Annotated in this window: 26 protein-coding genes; 6 read left to right on the forward strand and 20 right to left on the reverse strand. The window is 46.8% G+C overall.

What is annotated here, in order from left to right; all coding sequences use genetic code 11:
• The first annotated feature begins 96 nt into the window (after positions 1-96).
• From LFX25_RS18035 to LFX25_RS18045, 3 genes are all read left to right on the forward strand, one after another.
• Positions 97-2496: a SpoIIE family protein phosphatase gene (locus tag LFX25_RS18035; RefSeq protein WP_238731662.1), complete on the forward strand. Its 2400-nt coding sequence runs from the start codon at positions 97-99 to the stop codon at positions 2494-2496.
• Positions 2497-2626: 130 nt separating this feature from the next.
• A complete protein-coding gene (locus LFX25_RS18040) occupies positions 2627-3526 on the forward strand; it encodes an NAD(+)/NADH kinase (RefSeq protein WP_238731663.1) in 900 nt (299 codons plus the stop codon).
• On the forward strand, positions 3523-3867 hold the full coding sequence (locus LFX25_RS18045; protein ID WP_238731664.1) for an STAS domain-containing protein: 345 nt from the start codon (positions 3523-3525) through the stop codon (positions 3865-3867). Before LFX25_RS18040 ends, LFX25_RS18045 begins: the two co-directional genes overlap by 4 nt.
• 43 nt (positions 3868-3910) lie before the next feature.
• On the opposite strand, the gene LFX25_RS18050 is transcribed toward LFX25_RS18045, so the two are convergent.
• The gene (locus tag LFX25_RS18050) at positions 3911-5560 is read right to left on the reverse strand and encodes a PhoX family protein (protein ID WP_238731665.1); all 1650 of its coding nucleotides are present in this window, start codon (positions 5558-5560) and stop codon (positions 3911-3913) included.
• Between the two features lie 127 nt (positions 5561-5687).
• On the opposite strand from LFX25_RS18050, the gene LFX25_RS18055 reads away from it, so the two are divergent.
• Positions 5688-6185, forward strand: coding sequence for a hypothetical protein (locus LFX25_RS18055; RefSeq protein WP_238731666.1), 498 nt, complete (start codon positions 5688-5690; stop codon positions 6183-6185).
• On the opposite strand, the gene LFX25_RS18060 is transcribed toward LFX25_RS18055, so the two are convergent.
• From LFX25_RS18060 to LFX25_RS18100, 9 genes are read right to left on the reverse strand one after another with little or no spacing between them, the layout of a single operon-like run.
• A complete protein-coding gene (locus LFX25_RS18060) occupies positions 6166-6735 on the reverse strand; it encodes a hypothetical protein (RefSeq protein WP_238731667.1) in 570 nt (189 codons plus the stop codon). The genes LFX25_RS18055 and LFX25_RS18060 overlap by 20 nt on opposite strands.
• A gap of 17 nt (positions 6736-6752) precedes the next feature.
• A complete protein-coding gene (htpG, locus tag LFX25_RS18065) occupies positions 6753-8582 on the reverse strand; it encodes a molecular chaperone HtpG (protein ID WP_238731668.1) in 1830 nt (609 codons plus the stop codon).
• Positions 8579-10252, reverse strand: a complete 1674-nt coding sequence (locus LFX25_RS18070) for a BatD family protein (protein ID WP_240009190.1) — start codon at positions 10250-10252, stop codon at positions 8579-8581. Before LFX25_RS18070 ends, htpG begins: the two co-directional genes overlap by 4 nt.
• Positions 10246-10950, reverse strand: coding sequence for a TPR repeat-containing protein BatC (batC, locus tag LFX25_RS18075; RefSeq protein WP_238731670.1), 705 nt, complete (start codon positions 10948-10950; stop codon positions 10246-10248). The genes LFX25_RS18070 and batC overlap by 7 nt, the downstream gene beginning before the upstream one ends.
• Entirely contained in the window at positions 10947-11990 is a 1044-nt protein-coding gene (batB, locus tag LFX25_RS18080) for a VWA domain-containing protein BatB (RefSeq protein WP_238731671.1), read from the reverse strand. The genes batC and batB overlap by 4 nt, the downstream gene beginning before the upstream one ends.
• Positions 11987-12925, reverse strand: coding sequence for a VWA domain-containing protein BatA (batA, locus tag LFX25_RS18085; protein WP_238731672.1), 939 nt, complete (start codon positions 12923-12925; stop codon positions 11987-11989). Before batA ends, batB begins: the two co-directional genes overlap by 4 nt.
• Complete coding sequence (locus LFX25_RS18090; RefSeq protein WP_238731673.1) at positions 12922-13791, reverse strand: LB_053 family protein; 870 nt, start codon at positions 13789-13791, stop codon at positions 12922-12924. The genes batA and LFX25_RS18090 overlap by 4 nt, the downstream gene beginning before the upstream one ends.
• Positions 13788-14618, reverse strand: a complete 831-nt coding sequence (locus LFX25_RS18095; protein WP_238731674.1) for a DUF58 domain-containing protein — start codon at positions 14616-14618, stop codon at positions 13788-13790. The genes LFX25_RS18090 and LFX25_RS18095 overlap by 4 nt, the downstream gene beginning before the upstream one ends.
• Positions 14619-14645: 27 nt before the next feature.
• Positions 14646-15635, reverse strand: coding sequence for an AAA family ATPase (locus LFX25_RS18100; RefSeq protein ID WP_238731675.1), 990 nt, complete (start codon positions 15633-15635; stop codon positions 14646-14648).
• 294 nt (positions 15636-15929) lie between these two features.
• Here LFX25_RS18100 and LFX25_RS18110 point away from each other — a divergent pair, with 294 nt between their 5' ends.
• The gene (locus LFX25_RS18110; RefSeq protein WP_238731676.1) at positions 15930-16265 is read left to right on the forward strand and encodes a HigA family addiction module antitoxin; all 336 of its coding nucleotides are present in this window, start codon (positions 15930-15932) and stop codon (positions 16263-16265) included.
• Between the two features lie 48 nt (positions 16266-16313).
• Here LFX25_RS18110 and LFX25_RS18115 read toward each other — a convergent pair whose 3' ends face one another.
• The 9 genes from LFX25_RS18115 to LFX25_RS18155 form a co-directional block, all read right to left on the reverse strand.
• On the reverse strand, positions 16314-16931 hold the full coding sequence (locus tag LFX25_RS18115; RefSeq protein WP_238731677.1) for an LIC20036 family protein: 618 nt from the start codon (positions 16929-16931) through the stop codon (positions 16314-16316).
• Positions 16932-17143: 212 nt separating this feature from the next.
• A complete protein-coding gene (locus tag LFX25_RS18120) occupies positions 17144-18463 on the reverse strand; it encodes an LIC20035 family adhesin (RefSeq protein WP_238731678.1) in 1320 nt (439 codons plus the stop codon).
• A 97-nt stretch (positions 18464-18560) separates the two neighbouring features.
• Entirely contained in the window at positions 18561-19628 is a 1068-nt protein-coding gene (locus LFX25_RS18125; RefSeq protein ID WP_238731679.1) for a DUF1574 domain-containing protein, read from the reverse strand.
• Positions 19629-19719: 91 nt separating this feature from the next.
• On the reverse strand, positions 19720-20091 hold the full coding sequence (locus tag LFX25_RS18130) for a hypothetical protein (RefSeq protein WP_238731680.1): 372 nt from the start codon (positions 20089-20091) through the stop codon (positions 19720-19722).
• Positions 20092-20150: 59 nt separating this feature from the next.
• Entirely contained in the window at positions 20151-20573 is a 423-nt protein-coding gene (locus tag LFX25_RS18135; protein WP_238731681.1) for an SRPBCC family protein, read from the reverse strand.
• Between the two features lie 9 nt (positions 20574-20582).
• Positions 20583-21386: an SDR family NAD(P)-dependent oxidoreductase gene (locus LFX25_RS18140; protein ID WP_238731682.1), complete on the reverse strand. Its 804-nt coding sequence runs from the start codon at positions 21384-21386 to the stop codon at positions 20583-20585.
• 110 nt (positions 21387-21496) lie between these two features.
• Complete coding sequence (locus tag LFX25_RS18145) at positions 21497-22771, reverse strand: NAD(P)/FAD-dependent oxidoreductase (RefSeq protein ID WP_238731683.1); 1275 nt, start codon at positions 22769-22771, stop codon at positions 21497-21499.
• A gap of 22 nt (positions 22772-22793) precedes the next feature.
• Positions 22794-23345 carry a low molecular weight protein-tyrosine-phosphatase gene (locus tag LFX25_RS18150; protein ID WP_238731684.1) on the reverse strand — a complete coding sequence of 184 codons (552 nt, stop codon included), beginning with the start codon at positions 23343-23345 and terminating at the stop codon, positions 22794-22796.
• Complete coding sequence (locus LFX25_RS18155) at positions 23321-24067, reverse strand: SDR family oxidoreductase (RefSeq protein WP_238731685.1); 747 nt, start codon at positions 24065-24067, stop codon at positions 23321-23323. Before LFX25_RS18155 ends, LFX25_RS18150 begins: the two co-directional genes overlap by 25 nt.
• A 158-nt stretch (positions 24068-24225) precedes the next feature.
• On the opposite strand from LFX25_RS18155, the gene LFX25_RS18160 reads away from it, so the two are divergent.
• On the forward strand, positions 24226-25242 hold the full coding sequence (locus LFX25_RS18160; protein WP_238731686.1) for a GGDEF domain-containing protein: 1017 nt from the start codon (positions 24226-24228) through the stop codon (positions 25240-25242).
• A 112-nt stretch (positions 25243-25354) separates the two neighbouring features.
• Here LFX25_RS18160 and LFX25_RS18165 read toward each other — a convergent pair whose 3' ends face one another.
• Positions 25355-25750 carry a cyclic nucleotide-binding domain-containing protein gene (locus LFX25_RS18165; protein WP_238731687.1) on the reverse strand — a complete coding sequence of 132 codons (396 nt, stop codon included), beginning with the start codon at positions 25748-25750 and terminating at the stop codon, positions 25355-25357.
• Between the last annotated feature and the right edge of the window lie 65 nt (positions 25751-25815).

A 25815-nucleotide genomic window follows, 5' to 3' on the forward strand; every position in this document is an offset into this window, starting at 1 on the left:
AACTAACTTTATATGCTTTGGGTTCAAGTGATAATTCGTTTTTTATGCTGAAAAAACAAAACCAATCCGTTCGAGCTTTAACTTCAGCGAGTTTTTATGAGCTTTCGTCAAAAAATATTTTTAATCTTAAGTGCAAGTCAGTTATTTCTCGTTTTGATTTTAGCGGTCACCTTTATCCAGATGATCGATCGAGTCAAAAACGAACCTCAGGATAAACGAGCCCTCGACAAATCCGTCGATTTTCAAAAAGAACTCAGACACAAGGAAGAGACGATCCGTTTTATGCTCAAAGAGTTGGAACGGAATTCCAAAACGATTTCGATTTTGGAGGCGGGTTCCGGCAACCGAGGTCTTTTGGATTCTCAGAGAGAATACTTTTTGGGAATCATGAAACAATACGATCTTTCGATCTTCGAAGTGATTTCCTCTTCGGGCAAGGTAGTATATCGGTTTCACAGACCCGGCGATTTCGGAGACGACAAGTCCAAACAAAAGATCGTTCAGGAAGCGCTGAGCGGCAAGATCGCCTCCACACTCGAACTCGGTCACAGCGGTCTCGGACTCCGAGTCACTTCTCCGCTGCGAAACGGCTCCTTGGTCTTAGTGGGTCAGGTCGTGGATCAAAAATTCACGGAGAACATCACCGGCTCGAGCGACGTTCAGATGGCGATCTACGAAAAGGAAAAACAAATCTCCGCATCCGGTCCTCTCATCCGGGAATATCTGAAACATCATCCGATCGGTTCTCTCAAAAGCGGGAACCGTTTTTCGTTCGGAGGAAAATACTTTTATCTTACGCGCATCCCGTACGAAAATAAGGGACTGACCAATCTCGCCCTCGAGTTCGTTCTTTTAATCGACGAAACGGAGCTGCATACTACTACGCGGAATCTCTGGATCTACTGCGGGCTCTTGGCTCTTTCGATCTTTATCGGAATTCTTCTCGTATCCTATCTTTTTTCGAGGGACATCATCAACGCGGTCAAGGCTCTCAACTTCGCGATGAAGAATCCTTCCGAAGACGAAACCACGATCATCGATTTGGACCGCACGGACGAACTCGGTCAAATGGGGGAAGTGTTCGTGAATATGAAAAAGGAACTTCTCGATCATCAGCTTTTTCTCGAAAGAAAGGTGGAGGAAAAAACGCAGGAACTTCAGGAAACGTTAAACGAAGTCCAGTCTCTCAAGGAAAAACAGGACGGGGATTATTATCTCACTTCCCTTCTCATTCAACCGTTGACTTCTCTGCGTTATAGCGACGAGAATACGAAGATCGAATCCATTCTCAAGCAGAAGAAGGAATTCCGCTTCCGCACGAAGAATTCGGAAATCGGAGGAGATCTCTGTTCCATTCAAGAAATCACCTTGAACGGCAAGATTTATCTCGTCGTTTTAAACGCGGACGCGATGGGTAAATCCATCCAAGGCGCGGGCGGCGCGCTCGTGATGGGGACCGTTTTCAAAGCGATCGTAACAAGAACTCAGCTTTCCCGATCCAATCAGAAGAAAACGCCCGAGAAATGGCTGAAGGACTGTTATACGGAATTGCAGAACGTATTCGTCACGTTCGACGGCAGTATGCTCGTGTCCGCCGTCATAGCTCTCATCGATCACGAAACCGGAGCCTTGTATTCCATCAACGCGGAACATCCTTGGATGGTTCTTTACAGAGACGGGAAAGCGAGTTTTCTGGATCCGGAATTGCTTCTTCGTAAGATCGGTTTTACGGAGAATGCGTCCGAGCCGATCATCCGCGTTTTTAAACTGGAACCGAACGACTTTCTGTTTATCGGTTCTGACGGAAGAGACGACATTCTTCTGCGCAAGCCCGGATCCGACGAAACGTTTATGAACGAGGACGAAACTCTTTTTTTGCGGCTCGTGGAACTCGCCAACGGGGATCTGCACGACCTCGAAAAACTGATCGCTCACGCGGGAGAGGTTACGGACGACCTTTCCATTATGAAAATTGCATATAAAATTCCCACGGAGATTTCCCTGCAAAAGGTTCCATCCGCCGGGGACGAATACAATCTTCTCGTCAAGGAAGGGATTCAGCAGATCCGAAAAAAGAACCTTTCACAGACGAGGAATCTTTTCGAAAAAGCCCTCGCGATCAGCGATTCCGATCCGGGTCTTTACAAACAACTTGCAAGAATCTGCATTCATCAGAAGGACTACGCTCCTGCGGCGAACTATTCCGAAAACTACGTCGCCAAGTTTCCGTTCGACAACGAATTTCTATATTACACTTCCTTTACGCTTCGAAAAACGAAGGAATATCTAAAGGCGATCGAATACTCGGAACGTCTTCGTTCCCGCGAACCGGGAAACATACGGAACCTCAAACATCTTGTGGAACTCTATCGTCTCGTTGGGAACCGTTCCAAGTTCCGTATGATTATGACGACTCTCAAAGCGATCGTCTCCGAAAAGGAATCGAGGGACGAGGATCGGGATCAGGACGTTTCTTCCGAACAGATTTTGGTTTGATTCGACTCGGGTCCGATTTTTTTTGTTCGAAGAAACCCGCGCATCTGCGTGAAATTTGCGGCACCGAAAATTCTTTCCCGCCGAAAAATGGGTTTCTGTTTTCCAAACGGTCCTGTATTTGGATCAATCAATGTCTTTGGAGAGATTAAAGGCCGCAAAACGGGTTCTTATCTTGGGGAAACGCACCAAGTTCGAATTGGATTTGGAAGAATGGGGTTCTCTCGAAAAAATCGAAAAAATTTATAAGATTCAAAACGATTCGTTTGCGAGAATCCACGAATCGCATCTCCGACAACTTGCAAACCGGGAAACTCTCAAACGGCTTTTCCCCGATAGCACGTTTATCTTTCGAAAGAATATGGACATCCATCCTCCGTCCGACTTCGATCTCGTGATCGCGCTCGGCGGGGACAATCATTTCACCTTCGTCGCGCACCACGCCGTGGACACGCTCGTTTTGGGCTGTAATTCCGATCCTCCGACGTCCGTAGGCGCCCTTCTTTCCTTTCACGTGGAAGACATCAAAAAAGCCCTGGAAACAGACTGGTCCAACGCCGCCATCGAAGAATGGCCTCTCATCGAAGTGAAGATCCATTATCCCGACGGGAGAAAGGTCAGCACATTACAGGGGATCAGCGAAATTTCGATCCGAAACAACAGTCCCGATCTCACGAGTCGGTTTTTCATCCACCACGGGAACGAAATGGAGGAACAGAAATGTTCGGGGCTTTTGGTTTATACGGGCGCAGGTTCGACCGGATGGGTTATGTCCTGTGAAAATACGGATACAAGTTTTGACAAACAATCCCCGTTTTTCAAAGTCTATTGTAGAGAGCTTCGAAAGAAGGAACATACTCGGTATACTCTGGACCACTTTACGGTCTTGGATCGTTTTAGTTTGATTTCCGAAATGAAGGGTGGAATTTCGATCGATTCTCTTGCGGAAACGATTTACGATTTTCCGCCGGGCGCAAAAGCTGAATTTAGCCTCTCCAAAAAAAAATTACACGTAGTGGTTCGTAAGCAATGAGTCAACTGAGCATTAAAAAGAAAGAAACTTCGACGGGCGTTTTCGTTTACTCACTCGACGGAAGATTGGATGAAAGCAGTTTTACCGATTTTAAACAGGAAATCATCGATCCTCCTCATCCCGATGTGGTCATTCTTAACCTAAGCGAGCTCAAATACATTTCCAGCTCCGGAATCCGAGCGATCTTCGAGTTGAGAAACAAACTGAGCAACGACGGAAAAAAGCTGATTTTGACCGAAGCCTCGGACAAGGTGATCCAAATCTTCAATCTCTTGGGACTTTGGAAACCGTTCACTCACCTAACAACCGAAGCCGAAGCCATTCAAGTCGCGGCGCAATGATTCGTTGCCCGCGGACCGCTTTCCGCCGACCGCACGGTCAAAACTACTTTAAATAAATTGCAACCACTCCCGGCTTCGGCAGGGAGTTCCCTCCATGCGGCCACCGGCTCGTCGGGTTTTGATAGTCCTTTGTGGTTTCTCCCGGATGTTGCACCGAAAGGAATAATTCCTTTTGATCGGGCGTAAACCAAAGTCCGGTCAGCTCCGCACCCGTGGGGGAAGAAGCGAACTGGAACGCCTTACCCGCGTCCGCTCCTTGCGTGGGAATCACGAACAAACCGTTGTTGCCGTATTTCTTATATACGGATTTGTTTAAGTTCTTTGCGGAAATGTCCGTGACCATCCAGAGATTTCCCGCGCTGTCGAACGCGAGATTGTCGGGCGCCGCAAAACCGGAACCGTTTCCGCCCGCGACAAAGATCTCATAGTCGAATTCCAGCCCCGCGTGATCGCCCGATTTTTCGTGGATACGAACGATCTGTCCGAAATGATTTCCGTGTTTGTCGTTGTTGGTCATCGCGATAAAAACGGTCCCGTCCAACGGATGAATTTCGATGTCTTCCGGGCGGTCCATCGGCGTCGCTCCGCAAACTTTTCCCGCTTCCCTGCAACGAACGAGAACTTCCGCTTGCGATCCGAATCGCCGTTCCCCGCTTTCTTTTTTAGAATTTCGTAATGTTTCGTTCGACTCGAAATCGAGCGGAATCCAAATTCCCTTTTCGAAATCGGCCGCGTACAAGGTTCCTTCCTCGAGCAAACTCGAGTTTCCGGCCCCGAGAGAAGGATCGTAAGAATTCTTTGATATGAACTTATACACGAATTCGTCCCTCGCATCGTCCCCCATATAGACCACGAGTTTGCCCGAAGGAGACAATACGAGCGCAGCGTTCTCGTGCGCGAATCTTCCCAATGCGGTGTGTTTGACCGGAGTCGACTTGGGATCGAACGGATCGACCTCTATTACCCATCCGTAATGCGTTTCGTGCGGGAGTTTGCACGGCTCGATCACCCATTCCACGTTTTCTTCGCAGGAAAGAATCGTATTCCAGAACGTGGTTCCTCCCGCGCAGTTCGCAAACGTCCCGAAAACCTTGTTCGTATTTCCGAGCGCGGAACTTCCCGCCGCGGGACCGGTCAATCGAAACTCGGTAAGACCGTTGATCCTTCTGCCGTATTTGGAATCGGGAGAAAGTTTCCATTCTCCGTTTTGTTTTGCGATTCGGAGCACCGAGCCGCCTAACGCATACAGATATTGTTCGATCTGCTTATCCGTTCTTAGATTCGGTCCCTGTTTTTGACTGTCGTATCCGTTGACGTAGTATTCCAAGGTTCCGAGAGTTTCATGATTGTTCCACAGAAGACCCGTGTCCTTCTTACCCGCAAAAGGAAGAAAACAATTGAAGTCGGAATTAAAGCCGAACGTATCTCCTTGCGGATTGATACGATCCCCGAAAAGTGCGATCGTTCCGTAACGATAACCTTCCGGGAGAATCAATTCGTCTCGTTCACTCGCAGCGATCGGTCGAAATTTTGGAAATGAGTTTTGTTTGGATGGAAGAAGGTCTTTCTTGTTTCGTTGATTCGACTTTGTTTTCGACGAAGCGGTTGCGGCAAGCGCCCCGGACTTGACGAGAGCCAATGCCGCCGCGCCCTTCCCTAAGTAGCGTAAGAATTGAGATCGGGAAAGATTCATACGTCGAACTTCGCAAAACGGAAAAACGTCGCCATCCTGAATTTAGCCGTTCGATCCTATTTTATCTGGTTGTAATAATCGCGGGGAATTGAAAACTAACTGTTTAGAACTCGATTTTTCTCATCCTATGGATTCATCGTACTCAACTCCGTTTTACAAGATTCTTTTTACGCTCGGATGGAGTTCGATTCTATTCTTTCTTCCCTTTTATTGGATCGTATCCGGCGAGAACAAACATCTCGATCAAGTTTACGAAAGTCTGCGGGAACCGGGACCCACCGTTTTCGGAACTCTTACCGAATCCGTACGCGTTGAAAAATCGGGGAAACGAGCGTATCTCGTTTCGTATCGAGTGCCCGACGAATCCGGTAAGTTACACGAAATCACCGAACAAGTGGACGAAAATCTTTCTCAAAGACTCCGCGTCGGAGACAGCATCGAAGTACGCAGACAAACCTTCGAAACGTTCGGTAAAGTGCGCGTTCTAGCGAGAATCAAAAAGAATTCCCTGTTCATCAACGATTTCGATTTTCTGGAGATGTTCGCTCTAATCGGACTTTGTTTTTCCGGAACGATCATCGGAGCGGGAATCTATTACTGGATTTTCAAGGGTCGGGCAGCTTGATAAAAAACGGATTTTCCTTTTGGAAGATCAACTGCACCTGATACGGCTCCATCACGTAACGCGACGGATTGATCTCGTAGGAAATATACAGAAAATACTTCTCATATATTACAATATACATATATTCTTGAAACTTAATATGTTGCATCTGGCTGCGGATGCCGCGCATCCAGATCGAATCCGGCTGGACCCGTTCGTATCGGATGCTCGAAGCCTTGATCTGTTTCAGATATTCCTGACTTACGGAAGGTTCCCTTCTTCTTAATTCGAGTTTAAAGCTGCGGATGAGGTTGTATTCGAGTTTCGCCTTTTCGAGGGCGTCCACGTCCGGGATCGTCCGGAAATAATACTCGTAGTATTCCTTATCGAGAGAGGCCGCGTCCTTCTTATGAATGTCTCCGTTTTCCTCGGGAGGTTTGGAAACCGGCGCGGTCCCTTGCGCGGACATAAAATCCGCGGAACCGAGAAGGAATATCAGAAGCAGTTGTATCCGAAGCCGATCCATCGTAAAACGCTCAGTATATGTATCGGATCGACCTCGGAATTCCAAGTCTTTTTTCGTGAAATTTAAGAGGCGCTTAATTCCTCCAGGGTTTCGGTGGTGCGTTTCAGATACTCGGCGAACTCCGCTTCTCCGAAAATCTTAGAAGAGAGAAGAGCCATGTCGTATACTGTGCGCACCAGCTTATCGGCCTTAGACGAATTCACCCCTCCCGCGAGCCCGAGAATGTTCTGAACCAAGGCCGAACGGGTGTTGATCACGAGAGTGTGATTCCTTAGAAGATCGAGTGGTTTTTGGCCGCCCATCGTATTCATCTCGCTGATTCTTCTCAAATGTTCGGGAAGGAGCACGACCGCGGGAACTCCCTCCGCTTTAAGAGGTTCCGCCTTAATTTCCAACCCGTCGCGTTTTAGAACCTTGTCAAAAAGTTCTTTCACACGATCGGCGGGCGTCTTATTTTCCGCATCCACGATCTGAGACGCGTGATCCTTGTCCACGACCCCGTCCGCGAGTTCGGAATCCACTCGTTGAAACTTCATATCCGGATTTTTGGATTCCAAAAACTGGACGAAATGGGAATCGATTCTCGTATCGACCAGGATCGCTTCGAGCCCTTGCGACTTGAGCAGATCCATATAAACGGAAGAAGTCTCCGATTCGTTCGCATAGAACACTTTGCCGTTGTTCTTTTCCTTGTTCTTAGTCCAATAATCTTCAAGACGAGTAATTTCCCCGTTCGAGGTTTTGAAGAACACGAGATCCTTTGCGGCTTCGTAGAACTTATCGTCCGTGAGCATTCCGTATTTTACGAAAATGGAAATCTCGTCCCAATTCTTTCGGAAGTCCTCTTCGTTCTTTTTGAATTCCTCGTTCAATCGATCCGCGATCTTTTTAACGATATGAGAGGAGATTTTTTTGACGAGAGGATCGCTCTGAAGATACGAGCGGGAAACGTTCAAAGGAAGATCGGGAATATCGATCGTCCCTTTGAGAACGGTCAGAAATTTGGGGACCAGGTCGTTCGCGTCGTCGCTTACGAACACGTGATTGCAGTAGAGTTTGATCCCGGACTGATTCACGTCGAGTTCGTGTTTTAGTTTAGGAAAATATAATATTCCTTGAAGACGGAACGGATAATCCACGTTGAGGTGAACGTGAAAGAGAGGTTCTCCCGAAAACGGGAAAAGATAATTGTAAAACTCCTCGTATTTTTCCTTGGTCACGGAGGCGGGAGTTTCCGACCAAAGCGGAGTTTGTTTATTCGCCTGTTCGTTTTTTACGTAGATGGGGACGGGAAGAAAGTCGCAGTATTTACGGATCAGCTCTTTGAGTTTCCACTGATCCAGATATTCTCCCGAATCGGAATCGAGATGCAGCGTGATTTTGGTTCCTCTTGTCGCCTTGTCCGAAGAACGTAAGGAGAATTCCGTTCCCGATTCGCTTTCCCAGACGACTCCGGCGGAACCTTTTTTATACGACCTGGTTTCGATGACCACTTTGGTGGAGACCATAAAACAGGAATAGAATCCCAAACCGAAATGTCCGATGATTTCCGGTTGCGCTCCTTCGCCTTGAAATTTTTTGACGAACTCTTCAGCACTGGAGAAGGCGATTTGATTGATGTATTTCTGGACTTCTTCGGAACTCATTCCGATCCCGTTGTCTTCGATGATCAGAATTCTTTTTTCCTGATCGAAATCGAGATCGATTCTATAATCCGTTCCGCCTTCGAATTCTTCGGAGAACGCGATCTTTTTCAGCTTCGTTATCGCGTCGCTCGCGTTGGATACGAGCTCGCGGATGAAAATATCTTTTTCCGAATACAGCCATTTTTTAATGATCGGAAAGATGTTTTCCGTCTCTACGGAAATCCTTCCTTTGATTTCTTCGCTCATTGGTATTCCTCCTTCTTTTGGGTTGTTAAAAATTGATGCGCGATTCTAAGCAGATTGTTTCTTTCCTGAAAGTTCAATCGGGAAGCGAGTTCCGCAAAGTGGGCATCCGCATCCGCTTTGGAAATTTCCACAAGAAAGGAAACGTCCGCTTCGGGGACCCCTTTCGACAAAAGGGATTGTCTTAATACCAAGCCTCGTTTGCTTCCCGTTCGCTGGTCAAGTTCTTTTAAAACCGGAACTCCTAAGATCGGAAATAGCATCGGAAGCGATTCGATCCAAATGGAAACGGCGTCCGATTTTTGAAATCGAAGCCAAGTCCAAACCGCGACAAAGAATACGGATACGAAACCGATGATATAAACCGGAATCGGAAGATGCAATCCTTCGGAAAGAGGATTCATCGACGGAGATTCGTTCGGCTTTTCTTTTTTTCGAGCTGCAGGAAGAACGTTCACCGAAGGAATCTCGATCGATACCGTTTGATAACTTCCCGAGTTAGGATTAAAAAAAACGAATTCGACCGGTTCCTGTTTCCAAAGGCCCGTCTTTTGCATCGGAATTCCGTATTCGAATCTTGCGATGGAATAAAATCCGTATCCGGAGTTTTCCAATTCGGTGAACTTCCAAGTCCTCGATGTGTCATACAACGTGGAAAAAGAAACGCAATCCTTCCCCGCTTTACAAAAAGAACGCAGAGGATCGGAAACGGAAGAAAGATTTCCTTCTCCCTCCAACACCAAACTCAAATACAACGTATCCCCTACTTCCACGTGTTCTGGTTCGTTCTTCAGTTTCAAGGTCGCCTTAAATTTTCCGACTCCCCCGCTGAAATGTCCCGCAAATTCGGGAAGTTCCTTAACGTGAATCCGATTCGGAGTCGTTGAAACCGTCTTGACGTTGAAGTAGGATTGAAGCTGACCTTCCAAAGAGAACGTCGTCTTGCCCAGAAGGAATTCTCCCGCGCGAAGCGGAATGAGAGAATAGATTTCCTTGTTGTAAACGGCGATGTCGTAGATATTTCCTTCGTATAAAACCTGCTCGGGAACCTTAACCGCCACCCCGGTAAGAATCTCGCTTCTGAAATACGGAAACTGAATCGAATCGGCGGGATTGCGATCGAAGTACGGTTTACGCACGTCCCTATAATACAACGTAAAATAACCGATGATCGGTTCTCCGATCCACGCTTCCTTTTTGCTCGTTTGAAAGATCACCTTGAGATCCGCGTTTTCGGGAAGCTCCTCTCCTTCAAATTGAAAGAATCGATCGAAGAACGAACCGCGGCTCTTTGCGGTTTGAGATCTTGCAAGCACCTGAACCTGCAACGGCCCGGGGGTAAAATTTTTACCGTTCACTTCTATGCTTACGGAAGGAAGCGTAAACACACCTTGTTTGGAAGCCTTGATTCGGAATTTCAAAAGGCGCTTTCGGAATACTTGAAAGTTGATGATCGTAGTGTTTTCTTCGGAGCCCGCATAAAATACGGTGATATCTCCGTTGGAAAAGGAGTTCTGCGGAATCGCGAATTTGGAACCCATATCCATTTCGAAAACGGCATACGATTCCTCTCCGAGATGAAACATGTTTCGCGTAACGTAGAATTTCGTCTCGTCCGCCGAAAGCGATTGATAAGCGAATAGGAGAAAAACGAACCAGATCTTTTTCACCAAAAGACCTCTCTGTCTCGGCTCTTTCTGCTTTTTCTGCGGATCTTGTTTAAGTCCAAAGAATCCATGATACGTTTCGATTCCTCTTCGGTTAGACGATCTCGTTTATCGTGAGGATCGCCGCCCCCTTCCCTTTTAGAAAGACGGTCTTCGCTTTGGGTCCGATTGCCGGAGTTGGAACCGCCCTTGGATTGCGGTTGATTTTGAGAAGGGGATTGGTTCGAATTTTTGGATTGGTTCCCGGAAGGCGGAGGGGTTTTACGAAGATATTCCAGATTCTTCCGCGCTTCTTGGAGATCCGGATTGATCTTTAGTGCCTTGATGTATTCTTCCGCGGCGCGTTTGCGATCTCCGGCACGCAGATAACTGTTTCCCAGATTGAATCTCGATTTCCACTGCACTTCGGGGGAAGAGGAATTGGCCGATTTTTCAAAATGACGAATCGCTTTGTCTAAGTTTCCGGATTTGAATTCCGCCGCTCCTCGATTGAACTCGAGCCTCGGATCGTCCGGAAAATACGACTCCGCTTCCTGATACGATCGGAGGGATTCGAAATATTCTCCTTGATTGTAGTGTTCGAGTCCTTCGCCGACCCGATTCCCTCCCGGATCGAGCTCGACCGCGTACAACTCGAACCATCCGCTCCGGATTAAAAGAATTATAATAAAAATTGAATATAATAATTTATGAATCAATTTCATACCGGCACATCCGTCTTACGTTTCGGGAAAAGAAAGGATTCCACGAGAATCCAATCCGCCAACAGGAATAAAACCGCTGCAAACAGAAAAACGCCCGAACCTTCCGAACGTTTCAAGTCCTTCCTTCGAGAATAAAAATTCTCCTCTAAGGCCAGGATTTCCTTTTTTAGACTTTCCGCGTCCGGCGGGTTCTCGTCCAAAGAATAGAATTTTCCGTCGTTCTTATCCGCCAGATTCCTTAAAAAACTTCGGTTCATCTTGGACTGAATGATCCCCGCCGAATTGATGTTAGGCGTTAAGGTTCCGTCTTTTAAAAGAAATCCGCTCAAACCGGAATCCTCGTCGTTGTAAGCGATCGGTCCGCCCGCTTCCGTGCCGGAAGCCCAGACTTGAAAGCTCGCGGGGAAAGCGATCGTTTCCGGATCGTTTAAATCCTCCCCGTCCGTTACCAAAACGAGAATTCGGTTTCGAAAAATCTTCTCCGATTTAAGAATCGTATCCGCTTTTAAAAACGCTTTGTTCAAGTCGGTTCCCCGGTCCCCCACCATGTCCACGTCCAAACCGCGCACGTAGTCCGAAAACGCTGCGACGTCCGAGGTCATCGGGCAATACAAAAACGGACTGGCCGCAAAGACGATCATTCCGAATCGGTTTCCCGAAAGGGAAGGTAGCATTCGCAGCAAAACTTCCTTAAACCGCGCCAAGCGCGTCGGGCTGCTGTCGATGGCCTGCATGGAAAGACTTACATCCACGAGAAAGAGTATATCGACTCCTTTGAAAGATTCCTCTTTTTTTTCGTCCTTATAATCCGTTTTCAATCCGGATAGAAAGACACAAACCAAGGTAGCAAAGATCAAAAAGATCCTCGCCAAAACGAGACGGACCGCCGGAAACGAAGAACTCCTTTCCAAGCCGGGGTATATGATTCTCCATTCCCTAATTTTAAAGATCACGAATATTCTAAGAATGGAATACAACGCCCAAATGACCGCAATCGCGTAGAAAACGTTCGCCAAATAAGGTGAGAATTCCTGGTTCATACGTAATACCTGAAAAAGAAGGCCCGCAACATCAAATCCAAGAGAAGAATCGCGAGAGCTCGATAGAGCCATATCTCGTATTCGGTCTCGCGAACTTCCTGCGGAGGTGCCTGCAACGGATCTTTTTCCAAAGAATCGATCGATGCAAGCACCGCTTTCATTTCCTCGGGATCCTCCGCTCGAAAGAATTGGCCGCCCGTATTAGCGGAAAGCTCCTGTAGAATTTCGAAATTGATCTCGTACGAACTTTCTTCTTTCCCGATTCCAATGGAATAAATCTTGGCTCCGATATGTTCCGCAAGGTCCGTTGCGGTTACGGGATCGATCTTGCCCGTGTTCGAAACCCCGTCGGTGATCAATACGATCAATCTGGATCTTGCTTGAGAACTTCTCAATCGATATGTGGAAAGAATGATCGCGTCTCCGATCGCCGTACCTTGCTCCGCTACTGTTTCCTCTTCGATCGTTCCTAAAATCTCGTTCAGAGATTCCCTGTCACCGGTCAACGGCGCTTGCAGATAAGCGGCCCCGGCAAATACTACCAAACCCAATCGATCGTTTTGTCTTTTTTCGATAAATCTTCGGAGCAGCTTTTTGGAAACGCCCAGTCTCGTTTCGGGAAGAAAGTCGCGGCTTCTCGACATGGAACCCGACACGTCGAGGGCGATCATGATATCGACCCCTTCCTTTTCGCTCGGAAGAAAAGTCGTTTTTTTTCCGGGTCCGGCAAGCGCGACGATCAACAGACTGATCGAGATCGAACGCAAAAAAGGAAGAAGTTTTCCGAATGTTTCGAGTCCGGAAAAGACGCCCTCCCTTCTCCCCGGAAGACGAATTTCCATCCTTCTCAAATACATTCCATTTTTATAATATATAAACGCCCAAACCCAGACGGGGACCAATAGAAGAAAGGCGTACGGATATTCGAAGTTCATCTTTTATCCCAAACTCCTTTCCAATGAGCGAACTTATCTTCGGCATCTTCCCTTGTCAGAAACGCTTCGCCCGGTCTGAATTTTTTTTCCGTTAAGAATTTTCTCCAGGATTGAAGCTCTTTTTCTTCGAATGGAAATTGATCGTATAAGAATCGAAAGAGCTCCGCCTCGGTGAATGCGGAAGTTTTTCTTCCCGATAGATTCGCAGACTTCTCCCGAATATAACCGGAAAGCAGACGTGCGAACTCCCGCGCGGGAATCGGATCTTTTTTAAGAAGTTCGTTCAACCGAATTTCGAAAACCTCCATCCTTTCGAGAGTCGGTTCGGCTTGAATGATGGCGTCTAACGGAGAATTTTTTCCGGAGTAGATTCGATACGCGTAAAATGCGAAGGCCGACAATAGAGCGGCCAGAATTAAAAAGACGATCAAACGCCCGAGATAGGAACCGGAAAACGCCAACGGAGGAATGATATCCGCCGGGCCCGTATCGTTATCGGCGATAGCCGATTCCACAAGAATCGTCTTTTTGGAAAATTCTTTCATCCCCGCCGCGGTCGTCCACGAAACCGGAATCGGATATTCTCCCGTTACGTAATAGGCGAACTCTACGGTCAGTTTCGTTTCCTTTTTTTCGGAGAATAGAACCTCGAACCAAGGAATATCCGGCGCATTCTCGAGATAATGAAGCCCCGCTTCGGGGAAACGAACGTCTTTCACAGCTCCGGAAGTCCAATTTAGCTCGTATCGGATTTTCTGCGCGATCAGGGTTCGATCGGGAGAAAGGGACTCGACCGCCTCCGCGCTCGCGGCCCGGGAAAACATTAAAATCGAAGAATATACGAAAATTAGAATATATGATTTCATTTCGAAAAATACCGGATCAGATCCTTGGCTTGGAGTTCGTGTTCCGTCAAATCGAGCAAGGAACCTTGAAAAAAAGAACGCAATGATTTTAATTCGTATTCGGGCGAAAGGCTTCTGCCGAAAAAACCTCCGTTTCTCTCTTCCGGATCTCGCGTATAAAAAAAAGACAAAAGAGATTTCGGAGGATCGATTTCGACGGGATCTCGGAAACGAACCGCGTGCAGCGAATAATACTTTTTCAAACTCGCGTATTTTTTCAGGGAACGGATTCCGATAAAGTCGCTTAACAAAAAAACTTCCGCGTGCCTATGAACCCGGTTTTTCAAATATTGAAACGGCAACAGTGGATTCGATTGTCCGGATGCGGGCTCGCGAACGGAAATCTTCTTCAGAACGGGCAAAAGTTCGTCTCTGGATTTCAGAAAATCCGTTTCCCATTCCACCTTTTCGCAATAGAGAACGATTTTAACACGATTGCCTTTTTGAACATAGAGCAACGATAGGAGCGCAAGAACTTGAAACGCGTTTTCCGCGCGGGAGAATTCTCCCGTTCCCCACTCCATCGATGCGGAAATATCGTAGAAAAGAATGGCTTGTCTTTCTTTTTCCTCGTAGAATTCCCGCACATACAATTCTCCGAAACGCGAAGTTACGTTCCAATCGATGAGGCGCGTGTCGTCTCCGAAGCTGTAAAGGCGAACGTCCTTGAAGTCGAGTCCCCTTCCCCGTTTTGAGCTTTCCGCGCTACCGGTCTTCTCCTTCAACGAGCGCGTTTTGCGTCCGAGTTCGAGACTCGAAAGGATGGATAAGAATTCTTTACGGATCATAAGATCGATCGCCCGGAAAACGCGGCCTTAGGGAACCGGAGTCGCCTCCACAACGGTCCGGATCAAGGATTCCACGTCCAACTCCTCCGAAATCGCCTCGAAGGTAAGAAGGATTCTATGTCTTAAAATCTCCACCAAGGAAACTTTCACGTCCTCGGGGATCACGTAGGTTCGTCCGTTTAACAGCGCGTTTGCTTTAGAACTTTTTAATATACTTAAGGAAGCCCTCGGAGACGCTCCGTGGCGGATGTACGGAATCAGTTCGGGGACAGTTCTTTCTTCCGGTCTTGTATTACGGACTAAACGCACGATATAGGATTTGATTTTTTCTTCGATAAATACGTCGTCGAGGAGGGAAGAAAGTTTTAGAATCTCCTTGGCGGTAACGACCTTTGCGATCTTTCCGTTTTGTGTGTTGAGTTTTCCATGTTGATCGAGAATCGCGATTTCTTCTTCGAGCGCGGGATAACTCACGTTCACTTTCATAAAGAATCGGTCCATCTGCGCTTCAGGCAACGGATACGTTCCGTCTTGATCGATCGGGTTTTGCGTCGCGATCACTAAGAACGGTTTGTCGAGTTTGTACGTTTTATCACCGATCGTGATCGTCTTCTCTTCCATGCTTTCCAGAAGTGCGGATTGAACTTTGGCGGGTGCGCGATTGATTTCGTCGGCGAGGAGAACCCCCGTAAAGACCGGACCTTTTCTCGTTTCGAACTCCGTGGTTTTAGGATTGAATACGACTGTTCCGACAAGATCCGCGGGTAAAAGATCGGGCGTAAATTGGATTCGTTTGAAGTCCAAGTCCAAGGCGCTCGCAAGCGATCTAGCAAGAAGGGTTTTCGCGAGTCCCGGCATTCCTTCAAGAAGCACGTGTCCTTGACATACCAAACAAACCAAGACGTTTCGAATGACTTCGTCTTGTCCGGTGATTTCTTTTCCTAATTCTTTTTTGAGGGTTTCCAGTTTGATTCGAGCGAATTCTACGTCTTCTGCGGAAAGCGGATCTTTTTCCATACGGTAAGAATTCGACAACCTGCGATCGGATTCAAGCATTCTTCGAAGTGCGCGAGGTGCGTCACCCGATGTCGAATACAAAAATTTTTCGTTTTTCTTCTTGACTCTACTTACAACTTATGTAAGTACTCAAGGATTGATCCAAAGTTTTAAAGACAAGGATACCGCAAAGGTCAATATAGTATTCGAACAACGATCAATGGCGTATTTGTTTTCGCTGGAGCGAGGAAGGAGCACATGACGTAGAAATCGTTGATTATCGTTGAAAATACTCTACGTCATTACGATTGAAAGATGAAAAAATGGACCAAAAACCCGCACCCGGGCGATATTCTGAGCGAGGAATTTCTCAAACCTTTGGGCTTAAGCGCATATCAACTTTATAAGGATACGGGCATTCCTCAATCTCGATTGAGCGAAATCATTCACGGTAAACGGAATATATCCGCAAACTATGCTCTTAAATTAGGAAAGTATTTCGATTTGCCTCCGCAATTTTGGTTAGGGCTTCAGAACGACTTCGACCTTATGGAAGAGGAAAGAAAAATTCAAAGTCAACTTTCCAAGATCAAAAAATTCTCTCCGAAAAATCGGCCGGCCAAAAAAACGAAATCTCCGTCTGTCGTATAAACCAATGCGGCGCGGAGTTCAGGCCGCATCGTAGAAACTACGACAACCTTACCGTTTTGCGTCCCAGTTTCCGGAGCTGTTGTTTCCGCGGTAGGTTCCGCTGATCGAACGGCCTTCCAGCACGCCGGAATACTTCTGTGAAAACGGGACATTGCTTCCGATCTCGGAACATTTTACTCCGGCGCAGGAACGGACGAATTGGATTTGATTTCCTTTCGTGAAAATACCGCTCAAAAACTCGGGCTTCCCCTTCCCCCAATTGGCGAACTTCAAAACTCCGACGAGTCTTCCGTTTTTGCCTCCGAAAAACTGAAGCGTTCCCTTATGAGGACCGACGGTAAGCTGAAACGTTCCTACGAACAATTTATCGTTCGCGGAAAGTTCCGACGACGCATCGGCCGTTTTTTCATCCGCTAAGAATTCAATCTTTTCGACCGTTTCCAAAGGAATTTCCTGATCGGGATCGGCGATCGTTAACGTCTTGGGATCGATCGAAACCAAAACGCCTTGCGTAAACCATCCGTTATACGACACTTTCGCGGTGCGGTTGATGTTTTGCCCGCAGCTTCTTAGAATAAAACCGAGAATAAAAAACAAAACGGCGGTGGGGAAAAAAATTGCGAGGTCGCGCTTCCAAAAAGAGCGGGAAGAAGTTTCTGAACTCATACGATATTATCGGAGAATTCCGGAAAGGATATACATAGGAAAACAAAAAAGCGGAAGCTTTTACGCTTCCGCTTTTCGGATTTCAATTTTTTTGTCGAAACAAAGATATGCTTTAAAGCAGCAAACGAATCATTTACAGCCTTGCAGAGCGCATAGGCAGCTCTGCATGAGTTACTTTCAGAGTAAAAACTCGTTGTAAGCGATGCGCCTCTTCATTTACAGCCTTGCATTTCTCCCATTCTCTTGTTCTCGTTTCCGTTGATGTAATACACCTTGCCGGAACCCACGGTCCAACAACCGTTCTTCTTGTTGGTTCCCACCATGATCGGACCTTCTCCGATTTTAGATCCGTTGTCGTCGTATTCGATCGCCTTCGAGTCGCTTACGATCTCGAACTGTTTGTTTCCGTTTTTGTAATATGTAAACGGAATATCCGGCTTATAGCTCGCCTTGAGTTCGTTCGTCGCTTCGTCTATGTTCATGATCGAAAACTGAAGTTTCCCTTTTCCGATCAACTGTCCTTCCTTGTTATAGGCTTCCGCGGAAGACATCATGAACTCGTTCATCATCTCGCCTTTGTAAGCGGGATTTCCGTTGCTCCAGTTGAACTTCCAAACGCCTTTGCGGGTGTGTTCTCTTTGGCCTTCGGCAAAGACATTTCCATTTTTATAATATTCTTTCCAATAACCGGAACGAAGAGCCTTCTTTTCCTTCGGATCTTTTTCCTTTTCGGTTCCCGGTTCCAACTTAGGTTTGTAGCCGCCTTCCATCTGGATCGAACCGTTATCGTAATACGTCTTCCAGATTCCGGTTTTCAGATCGTCTTTGTAAGAACCTTCGCTCTGAACGGTGCTGCCGTCCTTATGATACGAGGTTTCCGCTCCTTGCTTTTGTCCGTTGGAGTAGTTGGAAACTTTCTTCTTCGCGCCGTTTTGACCCGGTTCCGCGTAGTATTCCGTCCAAAGCCCGTCTTTCTGATCGTCCTTATAAGAACCTTCTTCGTCCATCAGACCTTCGTTGTTCTTCTTCCAATACGGACCGTGTTTCTTATCCGCTTTGTACGTCGTGCTTTCGGTTTGAACTCCGTCGCGCTTGAACTTCTTCTCTTCTCCTTCCTTCACGCCGCCGACGTACGGAGTATCGCGAAGAACTTCTCCGGTTTCATACAGGGTTTTCCAAGAACCTTCTCTTTTATCGTCCTTGTATTCGCCGGTTCTGATAAGAACGCTGATCTTCTTCTTAGTCGCGGAATCTTCCTTTTCTTGGTATTCTTTCCAAGCTCCGTTCTTTTTGAACTTCTTGATTTGATCCGGTTTTAAACCGTCGAGTTGTTCCGGAGTACAAGGTTTGCCGCCGCAATCGGTCGTCACCGGACCTTCCGCCTTCATGTTGAAGGTTTCCTTATATTTTTCCACGCGGATATTCGGAGGTAAAATTTGAATTTCCAGATCCTTTCCTTTGTTCTCCACTCCCGGAGTGGTGGAACAGGCGACGGCAAGGACCGCAAGAAGAGACAAGCAGAGTCGTTTCATGATTATTCCTTTCAGTTTGAAAACTTCCCGCAAACGTTAAAGGGTAGAATCCAAAAGTCAAGAAATTCCGAAACCTTACGCAAGGGCTTCGTGAAATTTACTTCTTGTCGAGATAGTAGTGAAGCAGAATGAATCGGATAAAGGGACGGTAGCAATCCAAGGAGATATGGCCGCTGTCCGCATACGTGTTGCAGGAATAAAAAGAATCTTTGCTCATATCGACGAGAGGAATTCCCGCTTTTTCGTGCATCGGCTTTACGATCGTGAACCACGGCTCGGGAATATTCAGTTCGTTCAGAACCTTTTCCATCGGCGGAGAAGTTCCCGGTTTCACGAACATCGCATTCCATTTCCTTTCGGAGAGTAAGTTTAGAATTTTCTCATAGAACGAATATTGCATTTCGGAAGGAGCGTACGAAGGATAAATCCATCCCACCGTTTTACGAGCCGATTCCTGAATTTTTCCGAAATCCTTTTCGACATACGCACCCGCAGGAGAAATGGAATTTCCCTTATCGGTTTTCAGAGTCGCGATCGTCATCGACTTGAGCATTTCTCCGATTTCGAAGTTCTCGTTTTTCAGACGTTTAATCACGTTTCCGATATACGGCTTGTTGTAACTCACTCCGAAAAGGTAATTCGCGAAATAGTAGTTCACGTTTTCCTTACCGAGCGTCCACGCGTATTTCAGGATAAAAATCGGATCGAAGCTGTTGGCTAAATTCGATTTTTTGAATGTAGTGCTGTTCTTGTTGAATTGAAACGGATCGCTTTCGATCACGATCAGATCGGGATTCACCCCGCCGTTTGCAAGACCTTCCAGAAAATAAAGATAATACGCGGGAGTCGTGACCGCGGAAGAAAGATTGTAGATGTCCCAATCGGGATAAAACGCCTGAAGATCCGAATTTTGAAAGTAAAGCATTCGAGAAGAACCCATGAGGATCATGAGCTTTTTCTTTTTTTCGGGGCTTTTGGAAAATTCGCCCTCGCTTCCGTATTTGGAAACGATCTCTTGAAGAAGTTCCTTTTTCACGTCGTAGTAGATATACGTGAATTCCTGTTTCACGTAATCGCGAACCTTGTCCAAAAAGAAAAGTTTATCGAACAGGAAGATGGCGGCAAAAAGAAGAATCGGATACCAGAGAAAGGATTTTGACTTCAAGGGATTCTCCCTAAGAGATAAGTCGATAAAAGAAGAGCCGGCAAAGTCACCGGCTCAGATTCTTTGAGAAGCGGGTAGCTGTCAAATGAAATCAGGCAGTTACCATGTCTTTCTGAGAGAACTGTTTGCGTTTCTTTTGCAATTCCGCAAACCATTCCTCAGCGTGCTTATGATAAGCGACAAGACGTTTGACGTAGATTCTTCTTTCGGGAATCAAAACGCGTCTTGCTTCGTGAATGATTTCTTCCACGATCTTTACGTGAAAGGTAAAGTGACTGGAAAAGAGATTGAAGTAATCTCTTTCGGAAGCTTCCCAAGGTCTGGAAGCGACGTCCGCAAAATACTGCTCTAACTGACCGATGTCCTGCTCGAAGTCCGATTCGTACGGAGAATTGACTACGGCGATGGTATCGGTGAGGTCTGTGAGCGTTTGAAAGTATGTCTCTAATTCGGGTAGTTCCACAGGTAAAATCACCGTTCCTACAGGTTCCTTTTACCATCTTTTTTAGAGGCCTTACCCGTTCAAGATTTTTTTAGATAGTCTCTCAAATGTTTGCCTTCTTCTTCCCAGCCTTCGGAAGCGGCTTCGATCCAAACGTCGTATTTATCGCCTACGGGATAACCCGAATTGGTAACGACTAACTTGGAGGAATTCTCTCCTAAGGATTGGAATTCCAACTTCAACTCGATATTTCCCGCGGGATGATCCTGCCAAAGCAGTATCAATTCTTTTAAAGGAACGATCTTTTTATAAATACCGTTGGTCGTGAGATCGCCTTCCATTCCGAGTCTCCAAGTCCACGCAAAGTTCGCGCCTTCTTTCGGACGACCGGTCACCTTATCGGCAAGCCAATGGATCAATTCTTCGTTTACCGTAACCGCGTTCCAAACTCTCATCAGAGGATAGTCGAACTGAAATTCTTTGACAATGCTTCTCGTTTCCATGCTTTCCTTCTAGTGAAAATCTTTATAAAGTTTTTTGAATAGAGTTCTTTCTAAAAACGCGGGTGCGATATTGCGCAGCCATTTTAAGAAGAATCCGGAACTATCCATGATAACGAGTCGCGACTCCGGATCTTCCACCGCGACGAGCATCTTGTCCGCGACTTCTTCGGGGGATTTGACCTTCTTCCCTTGGAATTGACCTTCGTTCAATGGATTTCCGTCTCCGTCCAAACCGGATGCGCGGAGCTTTGTTCTCGTATAAGGAGGACAAAAAATGATAAACGACAATCCTTCTTCGGAGAGTTCGATTCTCGCGGCTTCCAAAGCGGCGTGTAACGCGGACTTGGAGGAAGAATACGCGCTTCTTCCCGGAATTCCGTATAAGCCGCTGACGGTCGACGTAGCGATCACGGAACCCTTGACCAACTTGATCTGGGGCAATAATCTTTGGATGAGATACAAAGGACCGAAGAAATTGATATCGAACGTTTTGCGGAAGGTTTCGATTCTCGTTCCGTCAAAACGCGAATGAGTCGTAACGCCCGCGTTGGCGAATAAAACATCGATCCCGCGATAGTCTTTGGAGATTTTCTTAACGGCCTTGTCGATTTCCTTTTCGGAACTCAAGTCCGTGGGGATATGAATCAGATCGGCCGCGATGTCGTCTTTTCGTTTTAACAACTCGGGCTGCGTTCTGGATAGATTGATAAGATTGCAGCGGATTTTTGAAAGAGAAGCGAGAACGGCTTCTCCGATTCCGGAAGAACCTCCGGTGACGACAATCGTCTTTCCTGTCCAAAACGCCGGATTCATTTCGGATCATTCTTCTTGCAAGAGGGGAGTATTCAAGAATTTTTTTATGTCGGAATGCACGCGTTTGTTCCGTTTTAAGCAGTTACAAACGCATGTCGATTTACGGAGAATTAAACCGAATTCTTATCCGCGCTGATCTCGTCCTGGATCACACGCGCTTCCGCGCGGAACGCGATGTAAGACCAAACCCAAGTGATCAGAATCGTCACCTTGTTTTTAAAGCCGACTTGATAGAACAAATGCACGAACAACCACGCAAGCCAACCGAAAAACCCTTTCATCTTGATCGCACCGATCTGGGCGATGGCGTCCGTTCTTCCGATGGTCGCCATCGAACCCTTATCGACGTAACGAAATGGTTTGCGTTTTTTGTTTTTGAGATCGCCTTGTATGAGAGCCGCGACGTAACGGCCTTGTTGCATCGCAACCGGAGAAACTCCGGGCAACGGACGTTCGAGACCTTTCGAATAATTCGCGATATCCCCGATGACGAATACTTCGGGATGACCTTCGATGTTGCAGAACTCGTCGACCATCACCCTTCCTCCCCGATCCAAGGTTGCGCCTAACGTGGCGGCGATCGAATTCGCCTGAACCCCGGCGGCCCAGATAACCGTTTCCGTCGGAATCGTCTTTCCTTCCAGTTGAACCCCGTGTTCGTTGATGTCGACGACTCTGGTTCCGGTCAAAACCTCCACTCCCCTTCTTTCGAGACGGTGTTTTGCGAATTCGCCCAAAGCAGGGTCAAAGGTCATAAGAAGTCTCGGAGAAGCTTCGATCAAAGTGATCTTAGACAAAGCCGGGTCGATCATATGGAATTCGTCCCGAATGATTTGGTGGGAAAGTTCCGCTATGGAACCCGCAAGTTCCACGCCGGTCGGGCCTCCCCCGATGATCACATAGTTTAACAGAGATTTTACGACTTCCGGGTCCCCGGAAAGTTCCGCCTTTTCGAAGGAGATCAGAAGTTTGTGGCGAATCTTCAACGCGTCCTTGAGATTTTTCAGACCGATCGTGTGTTTTTCCCAATGATCGTTCCCGAAAAAACTGGATTTAGCTCCCGCCGACAATATTAGATAATCATAATTTGTGGAAGTGTTTTGATAATAGACCGTTTTTGTCGCCGTGTCGATTTTGGTCGCCTCGCCCAAAACCACCGTGACGTTCTCGCTTTCGCCCACGAGGGAACGCGTCGGAATCGCGATGTCGGCCGGGCTCAAAACCGCGGTCGCAACTTGATAGAGTAGGGGTTGAAAGAGATGGTGATTTTTTTTATCGATGACCGTGATGTCGAGATTTTCGTTTTGAGAGAGTTTTTTAACGGCCTGAAGACCGCCGAACCCCGCGCCGATGATGACTACTTTCTTTTTCCTGGATTCACTCATGTGTGAGAATCTTCCTCCCGGATTAGGCTTTTAAATCCAGTTTTCTAGAGAGGAGAAATTCCAGAAAGTCTTCTGCGGTATCGGAAACGATATTTTGCACTTCGTCAAAATCCTTCAAGGTTCCGTAATACGGATCGGGAACTTCCAGATCCTTTTTGGAATCTTTTTGGAAGAATCGGAAGAGCTGCACCTTCTTGCGTTCCTCGTCCGAGGATGCGAGATAAAGAACGTCCTTTTGATTCGACTTATCCATCGTAAGAATGTAATCGAATTCACGGAAATCCTCTTTGCGGAATTGTCTCGCCTTGTGAAAAAGTTCGATTCCCTTTTTGCGCGCGGCCTGTCTTGCTCTCGGATCGGGAAGTTCTCCGATATGATAGCGTGACGTACCGCAGGAATCCACGACGAAAGAGGATTCTAAATTTCTTTTTTGAACCAAATCCAAAAAAGCGCCTTCCGCCGCGGGAGAACGGCAGATGTTTCCGAGGCAAACGAACAAAACACGAATGGGAGTTCCGTTTTGCGGACTTCTTCTTTCCAAAGGATGATTTATTTCGGACTGATCTTCGACCATAAAAATTCGGGAATCCGTTTCATAAGATATCCCACGAACGCCCATGGGAACCAAGGAACTGTAGCCGATAAAACTTTGTTTTCAATTCTTTTATAAATTTTTTGTGCGCCTTGTTCCACCGGGACGACAAACGGACGAGACTTCATCTGATTGTTGATCGGAGTATCGATAAATCCCGGATGAATCACGGTCACGGTAACGCCGAAACGTTTTACTTCCCCTCTTAAACCTTCCATATACGTGGAAAGACCGGCCTTGGAAGAAGAATAACTCGCGGAACCCGGTAAACCTCTAAAAGAAGCGACGGAAGAGATCGCGGCAATCTGACCGGACTTCTGTTTTTGAAAGAGGGGAAGAGCCGCTTCCACGCCGGCCATCGCACCGATCAGATTGGTCTCGATCACTTGTTTGTCCGCTTCGAAACTTCTTCCTCCAAAGGAAGAAGAAGTGGAAATGCCCGCGTTTAACACGATCAAATCCAAACCGCCCAAGTCCTTTGCAAGCTTAGGAATCACTTTAAAATTCTGATCGTAATCGGAAACGTCCAAGGCCGCAAAGACAATCTTCCCTTTGGCTCCGGAAGCTTTCAGTTCTTCCGCAATCTTTTTGAGAGAATCCTTTCTTCTTGCCGTAAGAGCCACATTCGCTCCGGCCTTCGCGTAGAGCTTCGCCAATTCTTTTCCGATTCCGGAACTTGCACCCGTGATGATTACATTTTTCATACGGAACAACTTAGTGTATGATTATAACTTGCTTCAAACACTAATTTCAAGAAAGAGCTCGTTTATTTAGTTTACCGAAAAAACCTTCGAACCAAAAGTTTGTAAAAGAAGCCTCTTCGATTCGGGAAGGCTCGTGCGAAAAAGAAGGCGGTAAGGTTATGGACCTGAACCAGCAAGACGAAATTACCAGACTTCGCGGTTTGGTGGAACTCTACGAAAGAGTTTCAAAGCTCAGCGAAAGCGAACTTTTGGAAGCGGAGAAACATCTCGACGGTTCCGAAAACACGGCGGGTCTTGCGAGGCTCGAATTGATTCGGATGAGCGAACAGCTCAAGAGCATCCGCAATATCGGACCGGATCTGAAGACCAAGGTCATATCCCTGCTTCACGATCACGAATCCGGTTTGAAGGAATTCAAAACGAGAATCGCCGAACTTTCCGATAACAATCCCTTTTTTTATTCCGATTTTTTCAGAATCATATCCCACCTTGAAATTCAAGAGAACGACGCAAGAGAACTCTGGGAAGAAATCTACAACCACGGAGAGAACATGAGTTCCTCTTTGGGGAGAAGCGTAAACTTCGTCGTATCGATGTTAGATTACATCTTCAGCAAAAAAAGAATCATCGAAAATCCGAAGATCGTGGAACTCTATTCCTTCGAAGAGATCATCCTCAATACGGTCATCGACGAAACGAGCGGAATTTACAATCGAAGATATTTCAACATAATTCTCAACAAAGAAATCAATCGAAGCGCGAGACACCAAAGGGATTTTTGCCTTTTGATCTTCGACGTGGACAACTTCAAAATCATCAACGATACGTACGGACACGGATTCGGAGACGATATTCTCAGATTGATCGCCGGAACGATGTTGTATTCGTTCCGTCAGGAAGACATTTGTTGCCGAATCGGCGGGGAAGAGTTCGCCGTGATCTTGCCCGAAACTCCGAAAGAGAACGCACTCGTTGCGGCCAATCGGTTTCGAAATTATCTCCTCGAAGCTTCGATGAGCCAGTACGGTTTGGCCGTGACGGTTTCCGGAGGAATCTGCAGATTTTCGGAGGACGGAAAAGATACGAACGAATTGTTCAAGAACGCGGACGCCGCCCTTTACAAAGCGAAAAAAACCGGAAAGGACAAGTTCCTCGTTTTCTCCCCGGACTTATAAAGTCGACGAGCCTAAAGTAGTCCAAGTGATATACGATTTTTTGCATATACCGCGCGATCGGTTTTCGACGGAGTCGGCCCAACGGCACAAATCGAACCGTCGATCCGTGCGTTTATTCTTCCGGAACCTTGTACTCGTATTCGCCCGAATATTCTTCCAGTTTGGAAATGAGGATCGCGTTCGTGTTCGCCAAACGATCGGCTAGAATTCTCACCATCTTGGCGGCGAAGTCCGGATTGTTGATTAGAAATTTCTCAAGTTGTTGTTTGCTTTCGATCACGGCGAGCTGACAATCCAAAATCGCTTTTGCGGTCGCAGTTCTCGGCATCGCGCGAAACAAAGCCATCTCGCCGAAAAAATCCCCTTTTTTCATCACCGCGAGACGCTGGACGATATTCTTCCTCGTAAAGAAAACCTCTACCTGACCGGAGAGAATCACATACATCGCGTTATTCGATTCCCCTTCCCGAAAGATGATGCCGCCGGCAGGGATCTGCACCTTATTCATTTTTTAAACCGACCTAAAATATTTGCTTCTTTACCGATAAATCGCATATTGACAGATGAATATTA

It is taken from the genome of Leptospira sanjuanensis, assembly GCF_022267325.1.
GTDB classification, from domain to species: Bacteria; Spirochaetota; Leptospiria; order Leptospirales; family Leptospiraceae; genus Leptospira; species Leptospira sanjuanensis.